The sequence below is a fragment of the Streptomyces cinereospinus genome (assembly GCF_042430725.1).
Taxonomy (GTDB): Bacteria; Actinomycetota; Actinomycetes; order Streptomycetales; family Streptomycetaceae; genus Streptomyces; species Streptomyces cinereospinus.
The window spans coordinates 10,435-33,219 of sequence record NZ_JBHMCY010000016.1 but is presented as its reverse complement, the minus strand read 5'-3'; the positions used below and the strand labels follow the sequence as shown (position 1 = coordinate 33,219).

Genomic DNA, 22,785 nt, shown 5'->3' with positions numbered 1-22,785 from the left:
TGCCACGGCCCCGCGGAGCGGTACGGTCATCGGTCGGAAGCACCATAAGGAAGGCGAAGGGCGTCGATGGCCATTGCCAAGGCCGAGCGGCTGATGAACCTGGCGCTGTGTCTGCTGGGGACACGGCGGCCGCTCAGCAAGCGCGAGCTTCGAGAATCCATCGAGGCCTACCTCGAAGCGGGCAGCGACGACTCCTTCAACCGGATGTTCGAGCGGGACAAGGACGATCTGCGCGAGCTCGGCCTCATCATCGACACCGTCGAGAACCTCGACGGTGAGGTCGGCTACCTCGCCCGCCGCGACAGCAACCGCCTCCCGCCCATCACCCTGGACGCCGAGGAGGCCGCGGCCCTGGGCCTGGCCGCCAAGGTCTGGCAGCAGGCCCGGCTGGCCGGCGCGGCCAGCGGCGCCCTGCAGAAGCTGCGCGCCGCCGGGCTCCCCGAGGACGTCGACCCGTACGGGGCGCACGGCGCCCTGGAGCCGCGCATCCCCGTGCACGAGGCCGCCTTCGAGCCGCTGATGCTGGCCTGCCGCGACCGCCGCCCGGTCGTCTTCGAGTACCGCAAGGCCACCGCCGCCCGTCCCGAGACGCGGCAGGTGGAGCCGTGGGCGCTGGAGTGCTGGCGCGGCCACTGGTACCTCGCGGGCTGGGACCGGGACCGCGGGGCCGAGCGGGTCTTCCGGCTGTCCCGGATCACCGGCCGGGTACGTGCCCGCAGCGGCCGGTACACCGCGCCCGTCCCGGACGTCGTCACGGTGCGTGAGACCGTCGCCGGCTGGGCCGGCGAGACCGCCGACCGCAGCGCGCGGATCCGGCTGCGCTCCGGCGCCGGGTACCCCCTGCGGGCCCGGGCGACCGCGGTCCGGGAGCTGGGGGACGGCTGGGACGAGCTGGAGATCCCGTACGGTCACGGGCTGGACGCCTGGCTGGTGGAGTTCGGTCCGGACGTGGTCGTGCTGGACCCCGCCGAGCTGCGGGCCGACGTGGTGGACCGGCTGCGTGCCGTGGCCAAGGGCTGAGGGGGAGCGGAGAAGACAGTGGCCGGCAAACCGATCAGGCCCACGAACGCCATCGACCAGACCCGGCGGATGCTCTCCCTGGTGACGTACCTCAGGGAGCGCCCCGGGGCCCGCATCGAGGACGTCGCCCGCGCGTTCGGGATCACCGAGGACGAACTGGTCTCCGACCTGGACGTGCTGCCCATGTGCGGCACCAGCTTCCGCGGCGGCGACCTGCTCGACATCGACACCGACGGCGAGCGCATCTGGTGGCACAACCCCGCCGCCCTCGGCGCGGAGGCGGCCGAGCCGCTGCGGCTGGCCGCCGACGAGGCGACCGCCCTGCTGGTCGCCGCACGGGCCGTGTCCACGCTGCCGGGCCTGCGCGAGAGCGACCGGCAGGCGCTGCTGCGCGCCACCGCCAAGGTGGAGGCCGCGGCCGGCGAGGCGGCCGGTGCCAGCGCCCGGCTCTCGGTGACCTTCGAGTCCGAGGGCGGCGTCTTCGCCGACGTCGACCGGGCGATCTCGGAGCGCCGCCGGCTGTGGATCCGCTACTACTCACCGGCCCGCGACGAGGTCACCGAGCGCGAGGTCGACCCGATCCGTTTGGTCAGCGTCGGCCACACCTACGTCGAGGGCTGGTGCTACCGCTCCGAGGCGCGCCGCACCTTCCGGCTCGACCGGGTCGCCGAGATCAAGGTCCTCGACCAGCCGTCCGCGCCGCCCGAGGTCGAGCTGCGGGACCTGTCCGAGGGGCTGGTGCAGCCCGCGGCCGAGGACCCGGAGGTCGTCGTCGAGGTCGGACCCGGCGGCCGCTGGGTCGCGGAGTACTACCCGCACGACAGCGCGGAGGAGCTCACGGACGGCGGGCTGCGCATCACCCTGCGCACCCCCGACCCGGCGTCGCTGCGCCGCCTCGCCCTGCGCCTCGGGCCCGACGGGCGGATCGTCGCCCCCCGGGGGCTGGCCGACAGCGCCCGGCAGGCGGCCCGCGAGGCGCTGGCGGCGTACGACGGCGTCTTGGCGGACACGCCCGGTGCGCTCACCCCGGACCCCATGGCTCCCGAGCTGGTCGCCCCGGGCCCCACGGCTTCGGGGACCGGCACTCCGGGCCCCACCACGATCGCGGGGACCCTCACCCCGGACCCCACGGCTCCCGGGGCCCTCACCCCGGGCCTCACCCCACACGACAGGCAGGAGCAGGGACTGTGAGCGAGTCGGCGGCCGGGCTGCGGGACATGACGGTGGCGTCCGCGTTCGCGGGGATGAGAAGCGTGACCCCCGTGGTGTTCAGGGCCGGCTGCCCCGACTGCCGGGGCCGCTTCGAGCTCGCCGCGAGCGCGCTGCGCCTGGCCATCGGCGCCACCAGCCGTACGACGTTCTACTCCTTCACCTGCCCCGAGTGCGGCGCGTCCGTCCGCAAGCCGGCCGGCGAGCGGATCGTCGAGCTCCTCACCGGAGGCGGGGTCCGCACCCTGCGGCTGCACACGCCGTAGCGCTCGGCGCGCACCCGGGGGCCGTGTCCGCCGTGGTGCTCGGCGCGCACCCGGGGCCGCACCCGCCGTGGCGCCTCTGCGCCCGCCGCCGGATCGGCCGTGGTGCTCGGTGCCTGCCCCGCCGCCGTATGGGCCGTGGTGCTCGGCGCGCACCCGGGGCCGCACCCGCCGTGGCGCCTCTGCGCCCGCCGCCGGATCGGCCGTGGTGCTCGGTGCCTGCCCCGCCGCCGTATCGGCCGTGGTGCTCGGTGCCCGCCCCGGGGCCGCACGCCCGGGGCGGGCGCTCCAGGCTCGGGCGTGCGGCGCTCACCCCGTGCGCGCGGGCCGCCGCGCAGACCCCTAAGCTCGGGGCATGTTCTGGCCGATGTTCGCGGTAGCTGTGGGTTTCCTGGGAATCGCCGTCCTCAGCGTGCTCGCCGTCCGGGTCTTCGTGGAGGCCCAGCGCCTCGGCAGGCAGGTGTCGGAGTCCGCGCGCCGGATCAACCGGGCCGCGGAGGACCTGGAGCGGGCGGCGGTGACCACCGCCCGGTCCGTGGACGCGCTGTGATCCGCCCCGCGGAACCCTGTGCCCCCTGCGCTTGATGTGCCTTTGGGCCGCTTCGCCCTGTCACCTTCCCCCAAGCGGAAGGTAGGCTGCTGGTCGCGGCCCGGAAAACGAGGCCCGAGCCGTGGACCGGGAGTACGCACGGGGATTGCCTCACGTTCACCCCTGAGCGTTACGATCGCTGCCAGCACCGTCGTTCGGACACATGTCCGACCGACCGGACAGCACCCCACCCACCCGCCTCGGTGAGAAGGTAAAGACTTATGTTCGGAAGGCTCGGAGCCCCCGAGATCATTCTCATCCTCGTCGTCATCATCCTGCTGTTCGGCGCGAAGAAGCTTCCGGACATGGCCCGCTCGCTCGGCAAGTCCGCGCGGATCCTGAAGAGCGAGGCGAAGGCCATGAAGGACGACAACAAGTCCTCCGCCCCGGCCGACCCGCCCCACACCGACGAGCAGCCCCCGGCTCAGCGCATCATCCAGGCCTCGCCCGGCGACGTGTCCAGCTCCCGCCCGGTCAACGAGCCGACGGACACGACCAAGCGCTGACGCAGGGCCGGTGACCCCCGGCCTGCCGCACGAGATGGGAACGTGGGTTGCTGAAGCCTGCCCGCAAGAAGGAGAAGGATCCGGAGGGGCGGATGCCCCTCGCGGAACACCTCCGTGAGCTCCGCAACCGGCTCGCGAAGGCACTGCTGGCCATCGTCGCCGTGACGGTCGTCGCCGCCTTCTTCTACAACGACATCATCAACTTCTTCACCGAGCCGATCCTCGATTCGGTCGGCTGCTCGCAGTCGTTCGAGGAACTGGCCAGGGCGTCGGCCGACGCCGCCGAGGACACCGAGCCCTGCGCCCAGATCACCATCAACGGTCTGCTCGCGCCCTTCACGCTGGCGCTGAAGGTGTCCCTGATGGCCGGCGTCGTACTGGCCTCGCCGGTCTGGCTCTACCAGCTGTGGGCCTTCGTCGCCCCCGGTCTGCACCGACACGAGAAGAAGTACGCCTACGCGTTCGTCGGCACCGGCTTCCCGCTCTTCCTGTGCGGCGCCTTCTTCGCCTACAAGGTGCTGCCCACGACCGCGAACGTGCTGATCGAGTTCACGCCGTTCGGTGTCGACAACCTGCTGCCGCTCGACGACCTGCTCGACCTCGTGACGCGCATGGTGATCGTCTTCGGCCTCTCCTTCGAGCTGCCGCTGCTGCTGGTCATGCTCAACTTCACCGGCGCCATCACCGGCAGGCGGATGCTCGGCTGGTGGCGGGCGATGATCATGGGCATCACGCTGTTCGCGGCGTTCGCCACGCCCAGCACCGACCCGCTGACCATGCTGGCCCTGGCCGGGCCGATCTGGGTGCTCTACTTCGGCGCGGTGGCCGTCTCCCTGCTCAACGACCGGCGCCGGCGCCGCCGGGAGGCCCTGGGCCCCGCCGCCGACGAGGCCTCGGAGCTGGACCTCACGCCGGAGGACATCGGCGAGGTGGAGACCGTCAGCGCGAGCCGCGCCCTGCCCGAGCCGTCGGGCAAGGACCGGGTCAACGGGTACGACGACGTCACCTGAGGCAACGGTTGTCGCGACCTGATCCGAAGATCTCCGGGCACCTCGTAAGGTCACCGGCGTGACCAGCGAGATCACTCTCTTCGTCAACCCCACCGCGGGCCGCGGCCGGGGCGCCCACGCGGCGCAGCCGGCCGCTTCCGCTCTGCGGGCGGCCGGGTTCCGCGTGCGCACGGTCAGCGGGCAGGACCCGGGCGACGCGCTTGCCCGCGCGCGGGCCGCGGTCGCCGAGGGCACCGGAGCGCTCGTCGCGGTCGGCGGTGACGGCGTCGCCCATCTCGCCCTCCAGGCGGTCGCCGGTACGGACACCCCCCTCGGGCTGGTCGCGGTGGGCACCGGCAACGACTTCGCCCGCGCCCTCGGCCTGCCCGTGCGCGACCCGGCCGAGGCGGGCCGGGTGATCGCCGAGGGACTCAAGGGCGACGGAGTACGGGAGGTCGACCTCGGCCGGGCAGGGGACCGCTGGTTCGGCACCGTCCTCGCCTCCGGCTTCGACTCCCGCGTCAACGACCGGGGCAACCGGATGCGCCGCCCGGCCGGCCGCTTCACGTACGACCTGGCGATGCTCGCCGAACTGGCCGCGTTCCGCCCGTTCCCGTACCGGCTCACCCTCGACGGCGGCGAGGTCCGGGAGATCGAGGCGACCCTGGTGGCGGTCGGCAACGGGGCGTCGTACGGGGGCGGTATGCGGATATGCCCGGGCGCGGATCTCGGTGACGGGCTGTTCGACATCACGGTGGTCGGCGACTGCAGCCGCAGGACGCTGCTGCGGGTCTTCCCGACCGTGTACCGCGGGACGCACGTGCGCCATCCCAAGGTCACCGTCCACCGGGCGGCGCGGGTGGAGATCGCGGCCGAGGGGATCACCGGCTACGCCGACGGCGAGCCGCTCGGGCCGTTGCCGCTGAGCGTGCGGTGCGTGCCCGGGGCGGTCCGGGTCGTGGGCCGCTGAGCTGCGGGTATCGCCGGATTCACAGCAGCGGATCCGGATAATGATCGTCCTGTTGTCAGTGCGGCCCGGTACGCTCGAAAGCACGATGACTGAGGATCTCTCACCGGCCGAGCGGTACGCGGCGGCGCGTCGGCGCGCCGCCGAGCAGGCCACCGCGCTCGCCTCCTTCCGCGAGATGTACGACTTCGGCCTCGATCCCTTCCAGATCGAGGCGTGCGAGGCGCTCGAGGCGGGGAAGGGCGTGCTGGTGGCCGCGCCCACCGGCTCCGGCAAGACGATCGTGGGCGAGTTCGCCGTCCACCTCGCCCTGCAACAGGGCCGGAAGTGCTTCTACACGACGCCCATCAAGGCGCTGTCCAACCAGAAGTACAACGACCTGTGCCGGCGCTACGGCAGCGAGCAGGTCGGTCTGCTCACCGGCGACAACAGCGTCAACTCCGACGCCCCGGTGGTGGTGATGACCACCGAGGTGCTGCGCAACATGCTCTACGCCGGCTCCCAGACCCTGCTCGGCCTCGGCCATGTGGTGATGGACGAGGTGCACTACCTCTCCGACCGCTTCCGGGGCGCGGTGTGGGAGGAGGTGATCATCCACCTGCCCGAGTCGGTGACCCTGGTGTCGCTGTCGGCGACCGTCTCCAACGCCGAGGAGTTCGGCGACTGGCTCGACACCGTCCGCGGCGACACGGAGGTGATCGTCGCCGAGCACCGGCCGGTGCCACTGTTCCAGCACGTGCTCGCCGGGCGCCGGATGTACGACCTCTTCGAGGAGGGCGAGGACCACCGCAGGGCCGTCAACCCCGACCTCACGCGGATGGCGCGGATGGAGGCCAGCCGGCCGTCGTACCAGGACCGCCGGCGGGGCCGCGCGATGCGCGAGGCCGACCGGGAGCGGGAGCGGCGGCAGCGGTCGCGGATCTGGACGCCCAGCCGGCCCGAGGTCATCGAGCGGCTGGACGCGGAAGGGCTGCTGCCCGCGATCACGTTCATCTTCAGCCGGGCCGCCTGCGAGGCCGCCGTCCAGCAGTGCCTGTACGCCGGGCTGCGGCTCAACGACGAGGAGGCCCGGGAGCAGGTCCGCGCCCTGGTGGAGGAGCGCACGGCCTCGATCCCGCCCGAGGACCTGCACGTGCTCGGGTACTACGAGTGGCTGGAGGGCCTGGAACGCGGTATCGCCGCCCACCACGCGGGCATGCTGCCGACCTTCAAGGAGGTCGTGGAGGAACTGTTCGTCCGCGGGCTGGTGAAGGCGGTCTTCGCCACCGAGACGCTGGCCCTGGGCATCAACATGCCCGCGCGCTCGGTGGTGCTGGAGAAGCTCGTCAAGTGGAACGGCGAGCAGCACGCCGACATCACCCCCGGCGAGTACACGCAGCTGACGGGGCGCGCGGGGCGGCGCGGCATCGACGTCGAGGGCCACGCGGTGGTGCTGTGGCAGCGGGGGATGAACCCCGAGCACCTGGCGGGACTGGCCGGGACGCGCACGTATCCGCTGCGGTCCAGCTTCAAGCCGTCGTACAACATGGCGGTCAACCTGGTCGAGCAGTTCGGGCGGCACCGCTCGCGCGAGCTGCTGGAGACCTCGTTCGCGCAGTTCCAGGCCGACAAGTCGGTCGTGGGCATCTCGCGCCAGGTGCAGCGCAACGAGGAGGGGCTCGCCGGCTACCAGGAGTCCATGACCTGCCACCTCGGGGACTTCGCGGAGTACGCGCGGCTGCGGCGCGAACTGAAGGACCGGGAGACCGAGTTGGCCCGGCAGGGCGCGGCCCAGCGGCGGGCCGAGGCGGCCGTCGCGCTGGAGCGGCTGCGGCCGGGCGACATCATCCACGTGCCGAGCGGGAAGTACGCCGGGCTGGCGCTGGTGCTGGATCCGGGGCTGCCCGCCGGGCGGTCCAACGGACACCGCGGGCTCGAACAGCACGACGGGCCGCGGCCGTTGGTGCTGACCGCGGAGCGGCAGGTCAAGCGGCTGGCGTCGATCGACTTCCCGGTGCCGGTCGAGGCGCTGGAGCGGATGCGGATCCCGAAGTCGTTCAATCCGCGCTCGCCGCAGTCGCGGCGGGACCTGGCGTCGGCGCTGCGCACCAAGGCCGGGCACATCCCGCCGGAGCGGCAGCGCAAGCGGCGGTCGCAGGCCGCGGACGACCGGGAGATCGCGCGGCTGCGGGCGGCGCTGCGGGCGCACCCGTGTCACGGCTGCAACGACCGCGAGGACCACGCCCGGTGGGCCGAGCGGTACCACCGGCTGATGCGGGACACCTCCCAGCTGGAGCGGCGGATCGAGGGGCGGACGAACACCATCGCCCGGACGTTCGACCGGATCGTCGCGCTCCTGACCGAGCTGGACTACCTGCGCGACGACGAGGTCACCGAGCACGGCAAGCGACTGGCGCGGCTGTACGGCGAGCTCGACCTGCTCGCCAGCGAGTGTCTGCGCGAGGGCGTCTGGGAAGGGCTGGCGCCGGCCGAACTGGCCGCCTGCGTCTCGGCGTTGGTGTTCGAGGCGCGGGTCGCCGACGACGCGATGGCGCCGAAGCTGCCGTCGGGCAAGGCGAAGGCCGCGCTGGGGGAGATGGTGCGGATCTGGGGCCGGCTGGACGCGCTGGAGGAGGAGTTCCGGATCACCCAGACCGAGGGGGTCGGGCAGCGGGAGCCGGATCTCGGGTTCGCCTGGGCCGCGTACATGTGGGCCTCGGGCAAGGGGCTGGACGAGGTGCTGCGCGAGGCGGAGATGCCGGCGGGGGACTTCGTGCGCTGGTGCAAGCAGGTCATCGACGTGCTGGGGCAGATCTCGGCGGCCGCACCCGTGGGGTCGACGGTCGTGAAGAACTCGCGCAAGGCCGTCGAGGGGCTGCTGCGGGGGGTCGTCGCCTACTCGTCGGTGGGGTGACGGTTCCCCGGCGGATGCGGAGGGACTGCGGCTGGGCGCGCAGTTCCCCGCGCCCCTGAGGGGCGCCGCCGCCCGCCGGTTTCCTGAGCGACGAGCCACTCACCCGTCACGGTGAGTGGCTTTCGCATGTCTGTACGTCGTCACGCGTCGTGTGCGAGTCGCGGCTGTGCGTGTAAATGAGTGAGGGTACTCCTGCCGTGAGGCCCGTTTCAGGCGGTTGCTGAATATGACACGGCGATGATCCGGTCGGACTAAGCTCGCCCGCAGCGCACCGAGTTGCGGTGTATTCGTGCGTCTGTTCCCAAAAATCCCTGATGTAGGCAACAGTCCCATGACGTATACCCCGGCAAGCTCCCCCGACTCCCCGCCGACTGCTTTCAGAGGGCCCACATGGTGAGTGTTCAACCCCCACCCGCACGCCGTGAACTTCCCCCTGCGCGCGTGCTGTTGCTCCCGGCGACACTGATGGCCGCGGCGACCGGAACCGCCGTCGCCCTGGTGTCGCCGTCGGCCCGGGCCGCGGTCGCCCTGTGCGGCGCCCTCGCCACGCTCCTGGTGACCGCCACCGCGGCCGAGGCGGTGCGCCGGGGCCGCGCGCTGCGGGACGCGCAGGCCGGCCACGCCCGGCACAGCGCGGAGCTGGAGCAGCGCATCGCCGACCACCACGAGGACTGGGCCCGATTCGGCGAGGAGATCCTGCCCACCGCGCTGCGGCGGATGGCCGGCGGGGTGTCGGCCCCGGAGGTGATCCGCAAACTCGGCCTGGTGAACCCGGTCTTCCGGGACCTGCCCGACCCGCAGCGCCAGTTGCTGAAGAAGCTGATGCGCATCGTCGACCACGAGGAGGCCCTGCGCGAGTCCGCGGCGAGCTCCTTCGTCACCGTCGCCCGGCGCGTGCAGGCGATCGTCCACCAGCAGGCCAACGAACTGCGGGAGATGGAGGAGGACCACGGCCGCAACCCCGAGGTCTTCGACGACCTGCTGCGCATCGACCACGGCAACGCGCTGATCGGCCGCCTCGCCGACTCCCTCTCCGTACTCGGCGGCGGACGCCCCGGCCGCCAGTGGCCCCTGCCGGTGTCGCTGTACAGCACCCTGCGCGGCGCCATGTCGCGGATCCTGGAGTACCGGCGCATCAAGCTGGACAACATCGCCCGCATCAGTGTCAAGGGCATCTACGTCGAGCCGGTCATCCACGCCTGCGCCGAGCTCTTCGACAACGCCACCCGTTACTCGCCGCCGAGCACCGAGGTGCACGTCACCGCCGTCCGGGTGCAGACCGGCCTCGCCATCGAGATCGAGGACGCCGGCGTCAGCTTCAGCGAGGAGGCCCGGGCCCGGATCGAGGGCATGCTGGAACGCGCCATGGCCGGCGTCGACCTCCAGGACATCGCGGGCCCGCCCCGGCTCGGCCTCGCCGTCGTGGGCCGCCTGTGCCGGGCGTACAACATGCAGGTCGCGCTGCGCTCCTCGGCGTACGGCGGGGTCCGCGCCGTGGTCATCGTGCCCAGCAACATGCTCACCGACGAGCCCGGCGTCGGACTCGCCCACGGCATCGGCGCCACCTCCGTGCCCAACGTCTCGCCCGACGCGCTGGAGGGTCCCAAGCGCCCGCCGAAGCGGCGCCGCCCGACCAGCCCGAAGATCCCCGGCTCGGTGTCCATGGAGGACGACGTCCCGGTCGTCAAGGAGTGGAACGCCAACGGGCTGCCGCAGCGCCGCACCCGGATGAAGATCCCGATCACTCAGCGGATCCGCGAGCAGTACGCCGCGGAACGCGCCGAGAAGGAAGCCGCCGAACGGGAGGGGCGCGAACCCCGTCCCCTCTGGGGCACTCCCATGCCCGAGCCCGAGCCCGAGGACCAGCCCCCGCCCGGGATGTGGGTCGAGGCGTTCATGGAGGGCCTCAAGCGACCGAAGCCCGCCTCGTCCACCCAGCCGGCCGATGAGCCGGCCCGCGCTGCCCGGGCCGACGACGAGAGGGATCCGCACTGATGGCGTACCGACCGGACTTCGACTGGATGCTCCAGAACCTCGCCAAGGGCGTACCGGGCATCCACATGATCGTGGTGCTCTCCGCCGACGGGCTGCGCATCGCCCGGCACGGCGGCGATCCGGACACCGCCGACCGGGTCGCCGCGGCCTGCGCCGGACTGCAGAGCCTGGCGAGCGCCGTGGCCGACGAGATCCCGACCAGCGACGGCCAGATGCGGATGATCCTCATCGAGGTCAACGGCGGCTACTTCTACCTGATGGCGGCGGGACCCAACGCCTATCTCGCGGTGCTCTCCGACATCGTCGCCGAACCCGGGCTGATGAGCGCCCAGATGCGTGACCTCGTCGACCGGATCGGTCCCCACCTGACCAGTCCGCCGCGGCGCAACGGGCAGGCCGTATGACTCCGCCGAAACGCCGGCGGCGCTCCCCCCGGCAGGAGCCCCCGCCGCCGCGGCCGTCGCTCCAGGAGGGCGGCGCGGATCACGAGGGCACGGGCGGCAAGGACGGCAAGCCCGCCAACCCCGAGCGCCTCTTCGTGATCGGTGAGGTGGACGGGGACCGCGCGGAGCTCGACCTGGTCACGTTGATCGTGGCGCGCTCCGAGCCGAAGCCGTCCACCAGCCCGGAACAGGCGGCGGTGCTCCGGCTGTGCGCCGCCCCGCTCTCCGTGGCCGAGCTGTCGGCCTACCTCAGTCTGCCGTTCAGCGTGATCACCGTCCTGCTCACCCAGATGCTGGCGGCCGAACTCGTGCAGGCACGCGCCCCGGTCGTGCGCCAGGCGCTCCCGGACCGATCCATCCTCGAAGCGGTGATGCATGGACTTCAACGGCTCTGACACCGTCCCGGGACCACGGGCCGAGGACCACCTGCCCCACACCACACAGGCCGCGGTCAAGATCGTGATCGTGGGCGGCTTCGGGGTCGGCAAGACCACCATGGTCGGCTCGGTCAGCGAGATCAGACCGCTGACCACCGAGGAGACCATGACGCAGGCCGGCATCGGGGTCGACGACGACTACGGCTCCGACTCCAAGACGGCCACCACCGTGGCGATGGACTTCGGCCGCATCGGCCTCACGGACCAACTGGTGCTGTACCTCTTCGGCACACCCGGCCAGGAACGCTTCTGGTTCCTGTGGAACGGGCTGTTCGAGGGCGCGCTGGGCGCGGTGGTCCTGGTCGACACCCGGCGGCTGGAGGTCAGCTTCGACGTCATGGGCCGGCTGGAGGAGTGCGGCGTGCCCTTCGTGGTCGCCGTCAACACCTTCCCGGACGGCCCCCGCCACCCGGTCCCGGAGCTGCGCGCGGCGCTCGACCTGACCGAGGAGATCCCGATCGTGGAGTGCGACGCCCGGCGCCGCGCCTCCAGCAAGGAGGTCCTCATGACGCTGATGCGCTTCCTGCACTCCCTCGCCATGACGGGCCGGCTCACGTGACCCGCCCGCACACCTCCCCGACAACGCCCCCCCCACAGTTCCCGAAAGCGACTCGCTGTGACGCCTGAGACCCACTCCACGACCGAAGCGGACGACCTCTCCGCCGGCCCGCCCCCCGGCTGCCCCGCCCACGGCCCCGGCCCCGGCGGGCTGCACCGGCTCCACGGCCCCGACGCGCGGGACCTGGGCGCCCTGTACGAGAGACTCCGCGCCGAGCACGGTGCCGTGGCGCCCGTGCTGCTCCACGACGACGTACCGATGTGGGTGGTCCTCGGCCACGCCGAGAACCTGCACATGGTCCGCTCGCCCTCGCAGTTCACCCGGGACAGCCGGACCTGGAGCCCGCTGCTGGAGGGCATGGTCAAGCCCGACCACCCCCTCATGCCGCACATCGCCCGGCAGCCCGTCTGCTCGCACGCCGAGGGCGACGAGCACCTCAGGCTGCGCGGCGCGGTCACCGGCGCTCTCACCACCATCGACTTCCGCAGCCTGCGCCGGCACATCACCCGCTGCACCCAGCTGCTCGTCAACCGGTTCTGCGAGGCCGGCCAGGCCGACCTGGTCGGCCAGTACGCCGACCACCTGCCGATGGCCGTGATGTGCGAGATCCTCGGCATGCCCGACGAGTACGGCGACCGGATCGTGCACGCCGCCCGCGACATGCTCAAGGGCACCGAGACCGCGATCGCCAGCAACCAGTACATCGTGGACGCCCTCGGACGGCTCGCCGCCGCCCGCCGCGCCCGGCCCGAGGACGACTTCGCCGGCCACCTCGTCACCCACCCCGCCGGCCTCAGCGACGACGAGGTCCGCGAGCACCTGCGGGTCGTGCTCATCGCCGCCTACGAAGCCACCGCCAACCTCCTCGCCAACGTACTGCGCACGGTGCTCACCGACCCCCGCTTCCGGGCCCAGCTCAACGGCGGCCAGATGACCGTGCCCGAGGCGGTCGAGCAGTCCCTGTGGGACGAGCCGCCGTTCAGCGCGGTCTTCGCCTACTTCGCCAAGCAGGAGACCGAGCTGGGCGGGCAGCGGATCCGCAAGGGCGACGGACTGCTCTTCGCCCCCGCGCCGGGCAACGTCGACCCGAAGGTACGGCCGGACCTGACCGCCCACATGCAGGGCAACCGCTCGCACCTCGCCTTCGGCGGCGGCCCGCACGAGTGCCCCGGCCAGGACATCGGCCGGGCCATCGCCGACATCGGCGTGGACGCCCTGCTGATGCGGCTGCCCGACGTCGAACTCGACTGCGACGAGGAGGACCTGGCCTGGTCCGAGTCGATCGCCTCACGCCATCTGGTGGAACTGCCGGTGCGCTTCGCCCCCACGCCGCGGCAGGACGTGACGGAGCAGCCGGGCCGGGAGCCGGTGTCCCGCCGGCGCACCGCCTGGCAGGTCGGAACGCCGGTGGCCGAGCCGGCGCCCGCCGCCGAGCCCGCCGCCGAGTCCGCGGCCGCCGCCGACCCGGCGGGCACCGCGCCGCCCGCGCCCCGGCCGGAGCCCGCCGCGGCACCGGACGGCGGCCGCGGGCCGGGCGCCTGGCAGCGGTTCCTGCGCTGGTGGCGGGGTTACTGACCGGCCCACTCCGGATCCCCGGACCAGGCGCCCAGCCTCCGCCCGCTGCGGAAGGCGTGCGCCACGCCCGTGACCGGGTCGGTGAACTCCAGCTCCCGCGCCAGCAGTTGCAGGGGGCGCCGGAAGTCACCGGCCGACACGGGGTCGGCCACCACCGGGTACAGCGGATCGCCGAGGATCGGCACGCCCAGCGCGTTCATGTGCACGCGCAGCTGATGGGTCTGCCCGGTGCCGGGCACCAGCCGGTACCGGGCCAGGTCCGCACGGCGCTCGATCAGCTCGACGCGGCTCACCGCGTTCGGCTCGCCCGCGACCTCACGGGCGGTCAGCGTCCCGCGCTCCTTCACGATCCGGCTGCGCACGGTCCGGGGGAGGGCGAGCGCCGGGTCGTACGGCGCCACCGCCTCGTACACCTTGCGCACCCGCCGGTCCCGGAACAGCGTCTGGTACGCGCCGCGTTCCCCGGGCCGCACGGTGAACAGCACCAGCCCGGCGGTGAGCCGGTCCAGCCGGTGCGCGGCGGTCAGCGCGGGAACGCCCAGCTCCCGGCGGAGCCGGGCGAGCGCGGTCTGCCTGACGTGGCCGCCGCGCGGGGTGGTGGCGAGGAAGTGCGGTTTGTCGGCGACGACGATGTGCTCGTCGCGGTGCACGATCTCCAGCGGGAACGGCACCGGGACCTCGGCGGGCAGGTGCCGGTGGAACCAGACGAACATCCCCGGCACGTAGGCCGCGTCCGGCGCCACCGCCGTCCCGTCGGCCCCGACGACCAGCCCCGCCGCGAACATGCCGTCGACGACTCCGGGACCGGCTCCGGTGAGCCGCTCGACCAGGTGCTCCCGCACGGTCGCCCAGGGGGCCTGCCCGAAGGGCAGTCGCACCCGCACCGGGTCCACGCCGTCGCGCTGCGGCAGCGGGGAGGGGGGAACCGGGGGCTTGCGTCTCATCGCCGTCCAGCGTAGGCGCTCCCGCGGGGCGGCCGCGGGAGACCCCCGGGTGAGCGCGGTGCGGCTGCGGCGGCCCGCGCCGTGGCGGGCGGGGGAGGGGAGCCGCCGGCTACGCCGTGCGGGACCGGCCCCGCGCCGACAGGTCGCCGGGCAGCAGCGTCTTCAGGGAGGTGACCGGGTGGCCGATCTCCAGGGAGCCGAGGAGGCCGTCCAGCAGGGAGACGCCGGGGACCGTCCCGGACGAGCCGGGGGCGGGGGCGGCCGGAGCGGCCTGGGCGGCGGGAGCGGCCGCCAGGAGGGCGGTGGCCAGGACGGAGACACAAGCGAGCTTCTTGATCATGCCTGCTCCAACGACGCGAGGACCCCGGGGCAACGCTTGTCACCCGGTCGCACCAGCGCGGTCCGCGGCCTCGGCGGCCCCCCGGACGCGCAGTCTCCGGCGCGCCACCGGACACGCCTACGCGGCCGTCGCCCCGGTCTCCTGCTCCGCCTCGACGCGGGCGTTCCACTCCCGCTTCGACGCCTGCCAGCCGTCCTCGTTGTGACCGAGCCGCCAGTAGCCGGAGACGGACAGGTCCTCGCGCGGGATCTGCCGCTCCACCCGCAGCAGCGCCCGCAGCTCCTTCACGAACGCCGCCTCGCCGTGCACGAAGGCGTGCACCCGGCCCTCGGGGAAACGCAGCGCCCGGACCGCCTCGACGAGCGCCTGGCCGACGGGACGGTCGCCGCGGTGCAGCCAGACGACCTCGGCGTCCGAGTCGATCTTCTGCTCCTCCTCGGGCCCGGAGACCTCCACGAAGGCCCGGACCCCGGCGCCGTCGGGGAGCGACTCCAGGGCGGCCGCGATCGCGGGCAGCGCGCTCTCGTCACCGGCGAGCAGGTGCCAGTCGGCGTGCGCGTCGGGGGCGTAGGCGCCGCCGGGGCCCATGAAACGCAGGGTCTCGCCCGGCTGGGCGCGCATCGCCCAGGGGCCGGCCAGGCCCTCGTCGCCGTGCAGCACGAAGTCCAGGGTCAGTTCGCGCACCTCGGGGTCCCAGGCGCGCACCGTGTACGTCCGGGTGACCGGCCACTGCTCGCGCGGGAACTCCGCGCGGATCCGCTCCAGGTCGAAGGGGGCCGGGTAGGTCACGCCCTCGGCGGGGAACAGCAGCTTCACGTAGTGGTCGGTGCAGGTACCCGCCGTGAACTCGGCGAGGCCGTCGCCGCCGAGCACGACGCGCTGCATGTGGGGGGTCAGCCGCTCGGTGCGGACGACCTGGGCGGAGTGGGTCCTGCGCGGCTGGCGGGCCGGACGTTCTGCCATGACGGCCTCCCTGATCCGATGAAACTTAGGCTTACCTAAGCTAGCACTACCGCCCTGCCGATGGGTCGATCCTTTTCGTGTGTGTTTCGTTCGGCGGGCAGGTCCAGGAGTCCGGGTTGCCGTCATCGTCACGATCCAAGCGTGGTGAGCAGCCGTTGCAGCGCGCTGCCGAGCCCCCAGCGCGCCGACAGTGCCTCCAGCGCCGCCGCGTCGCGCGGTGTGCGCGGCAGGCGCGTGTCGACGTCCGGCAGCGGCACGTCGGACGCCACCCGGACGACCGTCGGCGCCACGGCCAGATAGGGCCGCGCCTCGTCCAGCCGCCTGCGCTGGGTCGGCGTCAGCTTCGCCGTGCGGTCGTCGACCGCGGCCACGATGCCGGCCAGGTCGCCGAACTCGGCGAGCAGCTTGGCGGCCGTCTTCTCGCCGATGCCCGGCACGCCCGGCAGGCCGTCGCTCGGGTCGCCGCGCAGCAGGGCCAGGTCCGCGTACCCCCGGCCGTCGACGCCGTACTTCTCGCGCAGCCACGCCTCGTCCGTGTGCTGCAGGGTGCCCACGCCCTTCAGCGGGTACAGCACCCGCACGCCGCGCGCGTCGTCCACCAGCTGGTACAGGTCGCGGTCGCCGGTGACGATGTCGACCGGGCCCGTGGCCCGCGCGGTGAAGGCGCCGATGACGTCGTCCGCCTCGTACCCCTCGACGCCCACCCGGGCGATGCCCAGCGCGTCGAGGACCGCCTCGATGACCGGCACCTGCGGGGACAGCGTGTCCGGCACCTCCTCCACGTCCGGACCCGCCGCCTGCTCCTCGGCCACCCGGTGCGCCTTGTACGACGGGATCAGGTCGACCCGCCACTGCGGGCGCCAGTCGGCGTCCATGCACGCCACCAGGTGGGCCGGCCGGTGGTCCCGGACCAGCCGGTCGACGAAGTCGAGCAGCCCGCGCACGGCGTTCACCGGCGTGCCGTCCGGGGCCCGCACCGAGTCCGGGACGCCGAAGTAGGCGCGGAAGTAGAGCGAGGCGGTGTCGAGGAGCATCAGTCGTCCGGTCACGTCCCGCATCATGCCGTACCCCGCCGACAGGCACCGGCGCGCGGCCGCGGCATGGCGGTCGCGAACGCTCTGTGAACCGGGTCACGGTCGTGTTTGCCTTGGTCGCGACCGGGCAGGCGCCGCCTCGGAGCGATGCCGGTTGCAGTTTCAACTGTTTGCGGCCCCTCGGCTCCCTTCCTTGCCGTCGAGACGAGAGGTACGCGTGTCAGCCAGGCTTGAGGCCCAGCATCTCCACAAGGTGTTCGGCAGACGACCGGACGAGGCAGTGCAGCGGCTCCGTGACGGGGCCGACCGGGAGGAGTTGCGCGCCGACGGCACCACCGCCGCCGTGATCGACGCCTCCTTCACCGTGCAGCCCGGCGAGATCTTCGTCGTCATGGGGCTGTCCGGCTCCGGCAAGTCCACCCTGCTGCGGATGCTCAACGGACTGCTGGAACCCACCGCCGGAACGGTCCGCTTCGACGGCCAGGACCTGACCGCGCTCGCCGGCCGCGAGCTGCGCGAGGTCCGTGCGCGGAAGATCAGCATGGTCTTCCAGCACTTCGCGCTGTTCCCGCACCGCAGCGTCCTGGAGAACGCCGCCTACGGCCTGGCCGTGCAGGGCGTGCCCCGCGCCGAGCGCGAACGCCGCGCCGGCGAGGCGCTGGCCCTGTGCGGACTGGACGGCTGGGCGCGGTCCTGGCCCGACGAGCTGTCCGGCGGCATGCAGCAGCGCGTCGGCCTGGCCCGCGCGCTCGCCACCGACGCCGACCTGCTGCTGATGGACGAGTCCTTCAGCGCCCTGGACCCGCTGATCCGCCGCGACATGCAGGACCAGCTCCTCGGACTGCAGCGGACGCTGAAGAAGACCATCGTCTTCATCACCCACGACCTCAACGAGGCCATGCGCCTGGGCGACCGGATCGCCGTCATGCGCGACGGCCGGATCAGGCAGACCGGCAGCGCCGAGGACATCCTGCTGCGCCCCGCCGACGACTACGTCGCCTCCTTCGTCCAGGACGTCGACCGCTCCCGGGTGCTGACCGCGGGCGCCGTCATGGACGCCGGCGTCCGCGGCGACGAGGCCGGCTGCGGCTGCGAGACCGCGACGCCCGGCACGCCGTTCACCGAGCTGTGCGCCCTCAGCGCCCGGGTGCCGCACCCCGTCGCCGTGCTCGACCCGGACCGCGGACTCGTCGGCGTCGTCCCGCGGCAGCGCCTGGTCGGCTTCCTCGGCGACGAGCAGGGCGCCCCCGCGCCCTGTGCGCGAGCGCGCGAGGGGGAGGTGACCGCCCGTGCCCAGGCTGCGCCTCGGTGACTGGGTCGACTCCGGCGTCGACTGGCTCGTCACCCACCTCGCCTGGCTCTTCGACGCGGTCAAGGCCGTCGTGGAAGGCATGTACGACGGCATCAGCGACCTCCTGACCGCCCCCGAGCCGCTGCTCCTGGCCGGCATCCTCGCGGTGGTCGCTTGGTGGCTGCGCGGCCTGCTGGGCGGCGTGCTGGCCTTCGCCGGCTTCGCCCTCATCGACTCGCTCGATCTGTGGGAACAGGCCATGTTGACCCTGTCCCTGGTGCTCGTCGCGACCCTGATCGCCCTGGTGATCTCCATCCCGCTGGGCGTCTGGGCCGCCCGCTCCAGGACCGTCGGCGCGCTGCTGCGGCCCGTGCTGGACCTGCTTCAGACGATGCCGTCGATGGTTCTGCTGATCCCGGCGATCCTGTTCTTCGGCATGGGCGTGCCGGCCGGCGTGATCGCCACCCTGATCTTCGCGCTGGCGCCCGGCGTCCGCATGACCGAGCTGGGCATCCGGCAGGTCGACGCCGAACTCGTGGAGGCCGCCGAGGCGTTCGGCACCACGCCCCGCGACACCCTGCTGCGGGTGCAGCTGCCGCTGGCCCTGCCGACCATCATGGCGGGCGTCAACCAGGTCATCATGCTCGGCCTGTCGATGGTCGTGATCGCCGGCATGGTCGGCACCGGCGGCCTCGGCGGCGCCGTGAACGAGGCGATCGGCCAGCTCGACATCGGCCTCGGCTTCGAGGCGGGCCTCGGCATCGTCGTCCTCGCCATCTACCTGGACCGGGTCACCGGCGCGCTCGGCGAGCAGATCTCCCCGCTCGGCCGCCGCGCCGCCGCCCGGGCCCGCGCGGCCGGCGGCCGCCGCGTCTGGCACCACCGCCCCCGCCCGGCCGTCGCGGTCGTCGGCGTGGTCGTCCTCGCCCTGGCCGCCGGCGGCATGGGCGTCCTCGGCCCGTCCGCCGGTCCCGCCGAGGCCTCGGCGGCGAACGTCGGCAAGGGCAGGGAGATCGAGCTCGGCTACATCCCGTGGGACGAGGGCATCGCCTCGACGTACCTGTGGCAGGAGATCCTGGAGCGGCGCGGCTTCGAGGTCACCACCACGCAGTACGCCGCCGGGCCGCTCTACACCGGCCTCGCCACCGGCCGGATCGACTTCCAGACCGACTCCTGGCTGCCGACCACGCACGCCGAGTACTGGGAGAGGTACGGCGAGCGGCTCGACGACCTCGGCTCGTGGTACGGCCCCACCTCGCTGGAGCTGGCCGTCCCGGCGTACATGACGGACGTGAACTCGCTGGCGGACCTGGAGGCGCACGCCGCGGACGTCGGCGGCAAGATCGTCGGGATCGAGCCGAGCGCCGGGATGATGGGCCTGCTCAAGGACAAGGTGCTCAAGGAGTACGGGCTCCAGGACACCTTCGAGGTCGTCGACGGCTCCACGCCCGCGATGCTCGCCGAGCTCAAGCGCGCCTACGCCAAGCAGCAGCCGATCGTCGTCACCCTCTGGTCGCCGCACTGGGCGTACAGCGACTACGACCTGAAGAAGCTCAAGGACCCCGAGGGCGCCTGGGGCGAGGGCGACGGCGTGCACACGCTCGCCCGCAACGGCTTCGCCGAGGACAACCCCGAGGTCGCCGCGTGGCTGCGCGACTTCTCCATGACGGAGGAGCAGCTGACCGGCCTGGAGGCGCGGATCCAGCAGGCCGGCAAGGGCCAGGAGCGGGACGCGGTGCGCGCCTGGCTCGACGAGCGGCCCGGCCTGGTCGACACCTGGGCCCCCGTGGGCGCGGGCGGGAACCGGGCGGCCGGGTGACCTGACCGGTCCGGCCGCCGGAGCGAGGGGCGGGCAGCGACGCACACGCGCGGGCGTGTGCGGCCGCCGCCCGCCCCTCGTGTGTTCCGGCCACCCGGGGGCACCGTCCGCACGAAAAGGATCCGGACAACCACGCAGCGCTACGGCACCACCAGAGCCGGTCGTCGGCCGGGCGGCGCGCGCGCCCCCCCTCGCGCGGCGCCCGACCGGCCGGTCGGCCCAGGCCCGGGGCGGGAACACCGCGCAGCGCTCGCGCATTGAACCGAACAGCGCGAGGCTCGTACTGATCGACGGTCGGTGTCCCGCGCGCCCCCGTGTGACCGGCCACCGAGCGGCAGCCGGCCCCGCTGGTCAGCCCGTTCGTCCCGCGGGCCGAACGGACGGCCGGTGCCGCCAGGTGGCCGATCCGGTGGCGCGAACTGTGGGGTAGCGGGCCACGCTGGGTGACGGCGATGTGACGGGCGCATGAAACGGTTTGCCGAACATGCGTAGGGTGCAGAGAACTCATCAGAAAGGGGTGCGCCCGAACAGCGGCGTACACGGACCGGCCGACGAGCGAAGGAGGGAGCCGGAGCGATGGGCGACCACAAAGAACAGCCCCTTCGGGTGGGCGCGGCCGTACGGCGGCGCCGTCGCACCCTGGAGCTCACCCTCGCCGTCGTGGCCGAGCGCAGCGGTCTGTCGGTCCCCTTCCTGAGCCAGGTCGAGAACGACCGCGCACGGCCCAGCCGCAGCTCCCTGGAGAGGGTCGCCGACGCCCTGCGCACCACCGCCGTCGAGCTCCTCGCCGCCGCCGACCCGGCGTGCAGCGTCGACGTGGTGCGCGCCGACGCCGCCGAGCCGGACCCGCGCCCGCAGGTGCGGTCCCTGGTGCGCGGTCACCACCAGATGCACGCCTCCGAGTTCGTCGGGGACCACGAGGCGGGCCGGGAATTCCAGTACCGCAACGACCAGTTGCTGTACGTCGCCGACGGCGCCGTCGAGATCGAGGCGGAGGGCCGCGCCTACCGGCTGGGCCGCGGCGACACCCTGTACCTCACCGGCGGCGTCCGGCACCGCTGGCGGGCGACCGTACCGGACACCCGCGTCCTCGTCGTCGCCGTCGCCGAGCACATCGAGGCCCTGCGGGACCGGCACCGGTAGCCGTGCGCGCCGTCCCGCCGGTGCCCTCCCCGGCGGAGGCCGTGGCGGTGACCGGTTCCCGGGGGCCGCTCCGCGCGCCGCTCAGCGGCCGGCGCCCGACCCGGTGCGGACCGTCACCGGCCGGGGCGCCACGGGTGCCGGCCGGGGCCCAGGGCCACGGCCGGGCAGCCGTGGAAGGGGGCCGTCGCCGGGTCCAGCAGGTGGGCGCGGGCCTGGCCGCGGTGGTGGTGGGGCCGGTGCAGGGCGCGGGCGGCGAGCAGGGCCACCAGCAGGACCACGGACAGCGCCCGCACGGCCGTGCAGGCGGTGCGCAGGCCCGGCCGGCGCACGGGGAGCGCGGCGCCGGCCGGGGCGACGAGGGCGGTGCCCGTCACCGGACGCGTACCGGTTCGGTCCGGGCGGCGGACGGCGGGGACACGCGGGGCGGCGCGGCGGACGGGACGGACGGCGGTGACCATGCGCTCACCGTCGCGCCGGTTGCGGGACGCCACCGGGGATCATGTCTCTATGGGGGCATAAGGTGGGGTTATGGGCAGGCCGGAGGCACAGTCGGAGGCACACGGGGCCGGGCGGACGTCCCCGGGGGCGGGTTCGCTGGCGCACCGGGTGCCGGATCTCGGGGCGCTGGAGCTGCTGCTGGCCGTGGCGAGGCTGGGCAGTCTCGGCGCGGCGGCCCGGGAGGTCGGCATCACCCAGCCCGCGGCGAGCAGCCGGATCCGGTCCATGGAACGGCAGCTGGGGGTGGCGCTGGTCGACCGCTCGCCGCGCGGTTCCCGGCTGACCGACACCGGTGTGCTGGTGACGGACTGGGCGCGGCGGGTCGTGGAGGCGGCGGAGGCCTTCGACGCCGGGGCGCAGGCGCTGCGGGACCGGCGGGACTCCCGGCTGCGGGTCGCGGCCAGCATGACCATCGCCGAGTACCTGCTGCCGGGCTGGCTGCTGGCGCTGCGCGCGGGGCGCCCCGACACGGCGGTGTCGCTGCTCGCGGGCAACTCGGCGGCCGTCGCCGAGCGGCTGCTGTCCGACGAGGCAGACCTGGGGTTCGTCGAGGGGCTGACGGTCCCGGCGGGCCTGGACTCGGTGGTCGTCGCCCACGACCACCTCGTCGTCGTCACCGCGCCCGGCCATCCCTGGGCCCGTCGGCGCCGCCCGCTGCCGGCGGCCGAGCTGGCGGCGACCCCGCTGGTCCTGCGGGAGAAGGGCTCGGGCACCCGCCAGGTCCTGGACGCGGCCCTGGGCGGCCTCGCCCGTCCCCTGATCGAGCTCTCCTCGACCACGGCCGTGAAGGCGTCGGCGGTCGGCGGCGCGGGACCGGCGGTCCTCAGCGAGCTGGCGGTCGGCGAGGAACTGGCCACCCGGCGCCTGGTGAGCGTCCCGGTGGACGGCGTCCGCCTCCGGCGCGACCTGCGGGCCGTGTGGCGCACGGGCCACCGCCCCGCGGGACCGGCACGGGAACTGCTGGGGCTGACGCGGAAGTCACCCAAGGGGCGATGACCCCGGCCGGGGCGCGGGGCGCGGAGCGCGGGGCCGCGGTACGGGGCCAGGACCGTGACCGGGCCGCGTGACGTGGAGACCGGCGGAGGAGACCGCGCCCCCACTCGTCGGCGGTCGCCGCCCGCCCTTCGTCCGTTGGCGGTCGGGTCCCACCGTTCGTCTGTTCGCGTTCGTCCGGCGGTCAGCCGTTGGCGGTGGGGTCGTGTTCTTCGTCTGTTCGCGTTCGTCCGGCGGTCAGCCGTTGGCGGTGGGGTCGTGTTCTTCGTCTGTTCGCGTTCGTCCGGCGGTCAGCCGTTGGCGGTGGGGTCCTGT

Annotated in this window: 22 protein-coding genes; 17 read left to right on the top strand and 5 right to left on the bottom strand. The window is 73.6% G+C overall.

Translation table 11 applies throughout. The annotated features are described in order from the left end of the window. Nucleotides 1–66 precede the first annotated feature (66 nt). The 13 genes from ACFF45_RS10945 (at nucleotide 67) to ACFF45_RS10885 (ending at nucleotide 13,445) form a co-directional block, all read left to right on the top strand. Complete coding sequence (locus ACFF45_RS10945; RefSeq protein ID WP_381345216.1) at nucleotides 67–1,020, top strand: helix-turn-helix transcriptional regulator; 954 nt, start codon at nucleotides 67–69, stop codon at nucleotides 1,018–1,020. Between the two features lie 18 nt (nucleotides 1,021–1,038). Beyond that, nucleotides 1,039–2,211 carry a helix-turn-helix transcriptional regulator gene (locus tag ACFF45_RS10940; RefSeq protein WP_381345214.1) on the top strand — a complete coding sequence of 391 codons (1,173 nt, stop codon included), beginning with the start codon at nucleotides 1,039–1,041 and terminating at the stop codon, nucleotides 2,209–2,211. Continuing rightward, complete coding sequence (locus tag ACFF45_RS10935; RefSeq protein ID WP_381345212.1) at nucleotides 2,208–2,495, top strand: hypothetical protein; 288 nt, start codon at nucleotides 2,208–2,210, stop codon at nucleotides 2,493–2,495. Before ACFF45_RS10940 ends, ACFF45_RS10935 begins: the two co-directional genes overlap by 4 nt. Before the next feature lie 352 nt (nucleotides 2,496–2,847). Then, nucleotides 2,848–3,042, top strand: coding sequence for a hypothetical protein (locus ACFF45_RS10930; RefSeq protein ID WP_381345211.1), 195 nt, complete (start codon nucleotides 2,848–2,850; stop codon nucleotides 3,040–3,042). A gap of 260 nt (nucleotides 3,043–3,302) precedes the next feature. Next, nucleotides 3,303–3,587 (top strand): Sec-independent protein translocase subunit TatA, encoded by a 285-nt coding sequence (gene tatA / locus ACFF45_RS10925; protein ID WP_381345210.1) that lies wholly within the window; start codon nucleotides 3,303–3,305, stop codon nucleotides 3,585–3,587. Between the two features lie 47 nt (nucleotides 3,588–3,634). Continuing rightward, on the top strand, nucleotides 3,635–4,597 hold the full coding sequence (tatC, locus tag ACFF45_RS10920) for a twin-arginine translocase subunit TatC (protein ID WP_381345209.1): 963 nt from the start codon (nucleotides 3,635–3,637) through the stop codon (nucleotides 4,595–4,597). Nucleotides 4,598–4,655: 58 nt separating this feature from the next. Next, nucleotides 4,656–5,546 (top strand): diacylglycerol kinase, encoded by an 891-nt coding sequence (locus ACFF45_RS10915; protein WP_381345208.1) that lies wholly within the window; start codon nucleotides 4,656–4,658, stop codon nucleotides 5,544–5,546. A gap of 40 nt (nucleotides 5,547–5,586) precedes the next feature. Beyond that, nucleotides 5,587–8,436, top strand: a complete 2,850-nt coding sequence (locus ACFF45_RS10910) for a DEAD/DEAH box helicase (RefSeq protein ID WP_381345206.1) — start codon at nucleotides 5,587–5,589, stop codon at nucleotides 8,434–8,436. A 390-nt stretch (nucleotides 8,437–8,826) separates the two neighbouring features. Further along, nucleotides 8,827–10,431, top strand: coding sequence for a sensor histidine kinase (locus tag ACFF45_RS10905; protein ID WP_381345204.1), 1,605 nt, complete (start codon nucleotides 8,827–8,829; stop codon nucleotides 10,429–10,431). Next, on the top strand, nucleotides 10,431–10,835 hold the full coding sequence (locus ACFF45_RS10900; protein WP_381345203.1) for a roadblock/LC7 domain-containing protein: 405 nt from the start codon (nucleotides 10,431–10,433) through the stop codon (nucleotides 10,833–10,835). The genes ACFF45_RS10905 and ACFF45_RS10900 overlap by 1 nt, the downstream gene beginning before the upstream one ends. Next, nucleotides 10,832–11,269: a DUF742 domain-containing protein gene (locus tag ACFF45_RS10895; RefSeq protein ID WP_381345202.1), complete on the top strand. Its 438-nt coding sequence runs from the start codon at nucleotides 10,832–10,834 to the stop codon at nucleotides 11,267–11,269. The genes ACFF45_RS10900 and ACFF45_RS10895 overlap by 4 nt, the downstream gene beginning before the upstream one ends. Next, nucleotides 11,250–11,870, top strand: coding sequence for a GTP-binding protein (locus ACFF45_RS10890; RefSeq protein ID WP_381345200.1), 621 nt, complete (start codon nucleotides 11,250–11,252; stop codon nucleotides 11,868–11,870). The genes ACFF45_RS10895 and ACFF45_RS10890 overlap by 20 nt, the downstream gene beginning before the upstream one ends. Before the next feature lie 57 nt (nucleotides 11,871–11,927). Next, on the top strand, nucleotides 11,928–13,445 hold the full coding sequence (locus ACFF45_RS10885; RefSeq protein ID WP_381345198.1) for a cytochrome P450: 1,518 nt from the start codon (nucleotides 11,928–11,930) through the stop codon (nucleotides 13,443–13,445). Here the strand turns inward: ACFF45_RS10885 and ACFF45_RS10880 are convergent. From ACFF45_RS10880 to ACFF45_RS10865, 4 genes are all read right to left on the bottom strand, one after another. Further along, entirely contained in the window at nucleotides 13,439–14,389 is a 951-nt protein-coding gene (locus ACFF45_RS10880) for an RluA family pseudouridine synthase (protein WP_381345197.1), read from the bottom strand. The genes ACFF45_RS10885 and ACFF45_RS10880 overlap by 7 nt on opposite strands. 109 nt (nucleotides 14,390–14,498) lie before the next feature. Continuing rightward, on the bottom strand, nucleotides 14,499–14,729 hold the full coding sequence (locus ACFF45_RS10875; RefSeq protein WP_381345196.1) for a hypothetical protein: 231 nt from the start codon (nucleotides 14,727–14,729) through the stop codon (nucleotides 14,499–14,501). Between the two features lie 117 nt (nucleotides 14,730–14,846). Beyond that, nucleotides 14,847–15,692 (bottom strand): siderophore-interacting protein, encoded by an 846-nt coding sequence (locus ACFF45_RS10870; RefSeq protein ID WP_381345194.1) that lies wholly within the window; start codon nucleotides 15,690–15,692, stop codon nucleotides 14,847–14,849. 128 nt (nucleotides 15,693–15,820) lie between these two features. Beyond that, nucleotides 15,821–16,750 (bottom strand): 5'-3' exonuclease, encoded by a 930-nt coding sequence (locus ACFF45_RS10865; RefSeq protein ID WP_381345350.1) that lies wholly within the window; start codon nucleotides 16,748–16,750, stop codon nucleotides 15,821–15,823. Nucleotides 16,751–16,943: 193 nt separating this feature from the next. On the opposite strand from ACFF45_RS10865, the gene ACFF45_RS10860 reads away from it, so the two are divergent. From ACFF45_RS10860 to ACFF45_RS10850, 3 genes are all read left to right on the top strand, one after another. Continuing rightward, on the top strand, nucleotides 16,944–18,038 hold the full coding sequence (locus ACFF45_RS10860) for a quaternary amine ABC transporter ATP-binding protein (RefSeq protein ID WP_381345192.1): 1,095 nt from the start codon (nucleotides 16,944–16,946) through the stop codon (nucleotides 18,036–18,038). After that, nucleotides 18,016–19,836: an ABC transporter permease/substrate binding protein gene (locus ACFF45_RS10855; protein ID WP_381345191.1), complete on the top strand. Its 1,821-nt coding sequence runs from the start codon at nucleotides 18,016–18,018 to the stop codon at nucleotides 19,834–19,836. Before ACFF45_RS10860 ends, ACFF45_RS10855 begins: the two co-directional genes overlap by 23 nt. A 576-nt stretch (nucleotides 19,837–20,412) precedes the next feature. Further along, entirely contained in the window at nucleotides 20,413–20,979 is a 567-nt protein-coding gene (locus ACFF45_RS10850) for a helix-turn-helix domain-containing protein (RefSeq protein ID WP_381345189.1), read from the top strand. Between the two features lie 113 nt (nucleotides 20,980–21,092). Here ACFF45_RS10850 and ACFF45_RS10845 read toward each other — a convergent pair whose 3' ends face one another. Further along, nucleotides 21,093–21,470: a hypothetical protein gene (locus tag ACFF45_RS10845; RefSeq protein ID WP_381345187.1), complete on the bottom strand. Its 378-nt coding sequence runs from the start codon at nucleotides 21,468–21,470 to the stop codon at nucleotides 21,093–21,095. Between the two features lie 37 nt (nucleotides 21,471–21,507). Here ACFF45_RS10845 and ACFF45_RS10840 point away from each other — a divergent pair, with 37 nt between their 5' ends. Then, the gene (locus tag ACFF45_RS10840) at nucleotides 21,508–22,473 is read left to right on the top strand and encodes a LysR family transcriptional regulator (RefSeq protein ID WP_381345185.1); all 966 of its coding nucleotides are present in this window, start codon (nucleotides 21,508–21,510) and stop codon (nucleotides 22,471–22,473) included. The last annotated feature ends 312 nt before the right edge of the window (nucleotides 22,474–22,785 follow it).

What these genes read in the sequence shown, in the direction of transcription:
- ACFF45_RS10945 (WP_381345216.1), top strand. Translation starts at nt 67, where the DNA reads ATGGCCATTGCCAAGGCCGAGCGGCTGATGAACCTGGCGCTGTGTCTG.
- ACFF45_RS10930 (WP_381345211.1), top strand. Translation starts at nt 2,848, where the DNA reads ATGTTCTGGCCGATGTTCGCGGTAGCTGTGGGTTTCCTGGGAATCGCC.
- tatA (WP_381345210.1), top strand. Translation starts at nt 3,303, where the DNA reads ATGTTCGGAAGGCTCGGAGCCCCCGAGATCATTCTCATCCTCGTCGTC.
- ACFF45_RS10910 (WP_381345206.1), top strand. Translation starts at nt 5,587, where the DNA reads ATGATCGTCCTGTTGTCAGTGCGGCCCGGTACGCTCGAAAGCACGATG.
- ACFF45_RS10905 (WP_381345204.1), top strand. Translation starts at nt 8,827, where the DNA reads ATGGTGAGTGTTCAACCCCCACCCGCACGCCGTGAACTTCCCCCTGCG.
- ACFF45_RS10900 (WP_381345203.1), top strand. Translation starts at nt 10,431, where the DNA reads ATGGCGTACCGACCGGACTTCGACTGGATGCTCCAGAACCTCGCCAAG.
- ACFF45_RS10895 (WP_381345202.1), top strand. Translation starts at nt 10,832, where the DNA reads ATGACTCCGCCGAAACGCCGGCGGCGCTCCCCCCGGCAGGAGCCCCCG.
- ACFF45_RS10890 (WP_381345200.1), top strand. Translation starts at nt 11,250, where the DNA reads ATGGACTTCAACGGCTCTGACACCGTCCCGGGACCACGGGCCGAGGAC.
- ACFF45_RS10880 (WP_381345197.1), bottom strand. Translation starts at nt 14,389, where the DNA reads ATGAGACGCAAGCCCCCGGTTCCCCCCTCCCCGCTGCCGCAGCGCGAC.
- ACFF45_RS10875 (WP_381345196.1), bottom strand. Translation starts at nt 14,729, where the DNA reads ATGATCAAGAAGCTCGCTTGTGTCTCCGTCCTGGCCACCGCCCTCCTG.
- ACFF45_RS10870 (WP_381345194.1), bottom strand. Translation starts at nt 15,692, where the DNA reads ATGGCAGAACGTCCGGCCCGCCAGCCGCGCAGGACCCACTCCGCCCAG.
- ACFF45_RS10865 (WP_381345350.1), bottom strand. Translation starts at nt 16,750, where the DNA reads ATGCGGGACGTGACCGGACGACTGATGCTCCTCGACACCGCCTCGCTC.
- ACFF45_RS10850 (WP_381345189.1), top strand. Translation starts at nt 20,413, where the DNA reads ATGGGCGACCACAAAGAACAGCCCCTTCGGGTGGGCGCGGCCGTACGG.
- ACFF45_RS10840 (WP_381345185.1), top strand. Translation starts at nt 21,508, where the DNA reads ATGGGCAGGCCGGAGGCACAGTCGGAGGCACACGGGGCCGGGCGGACG.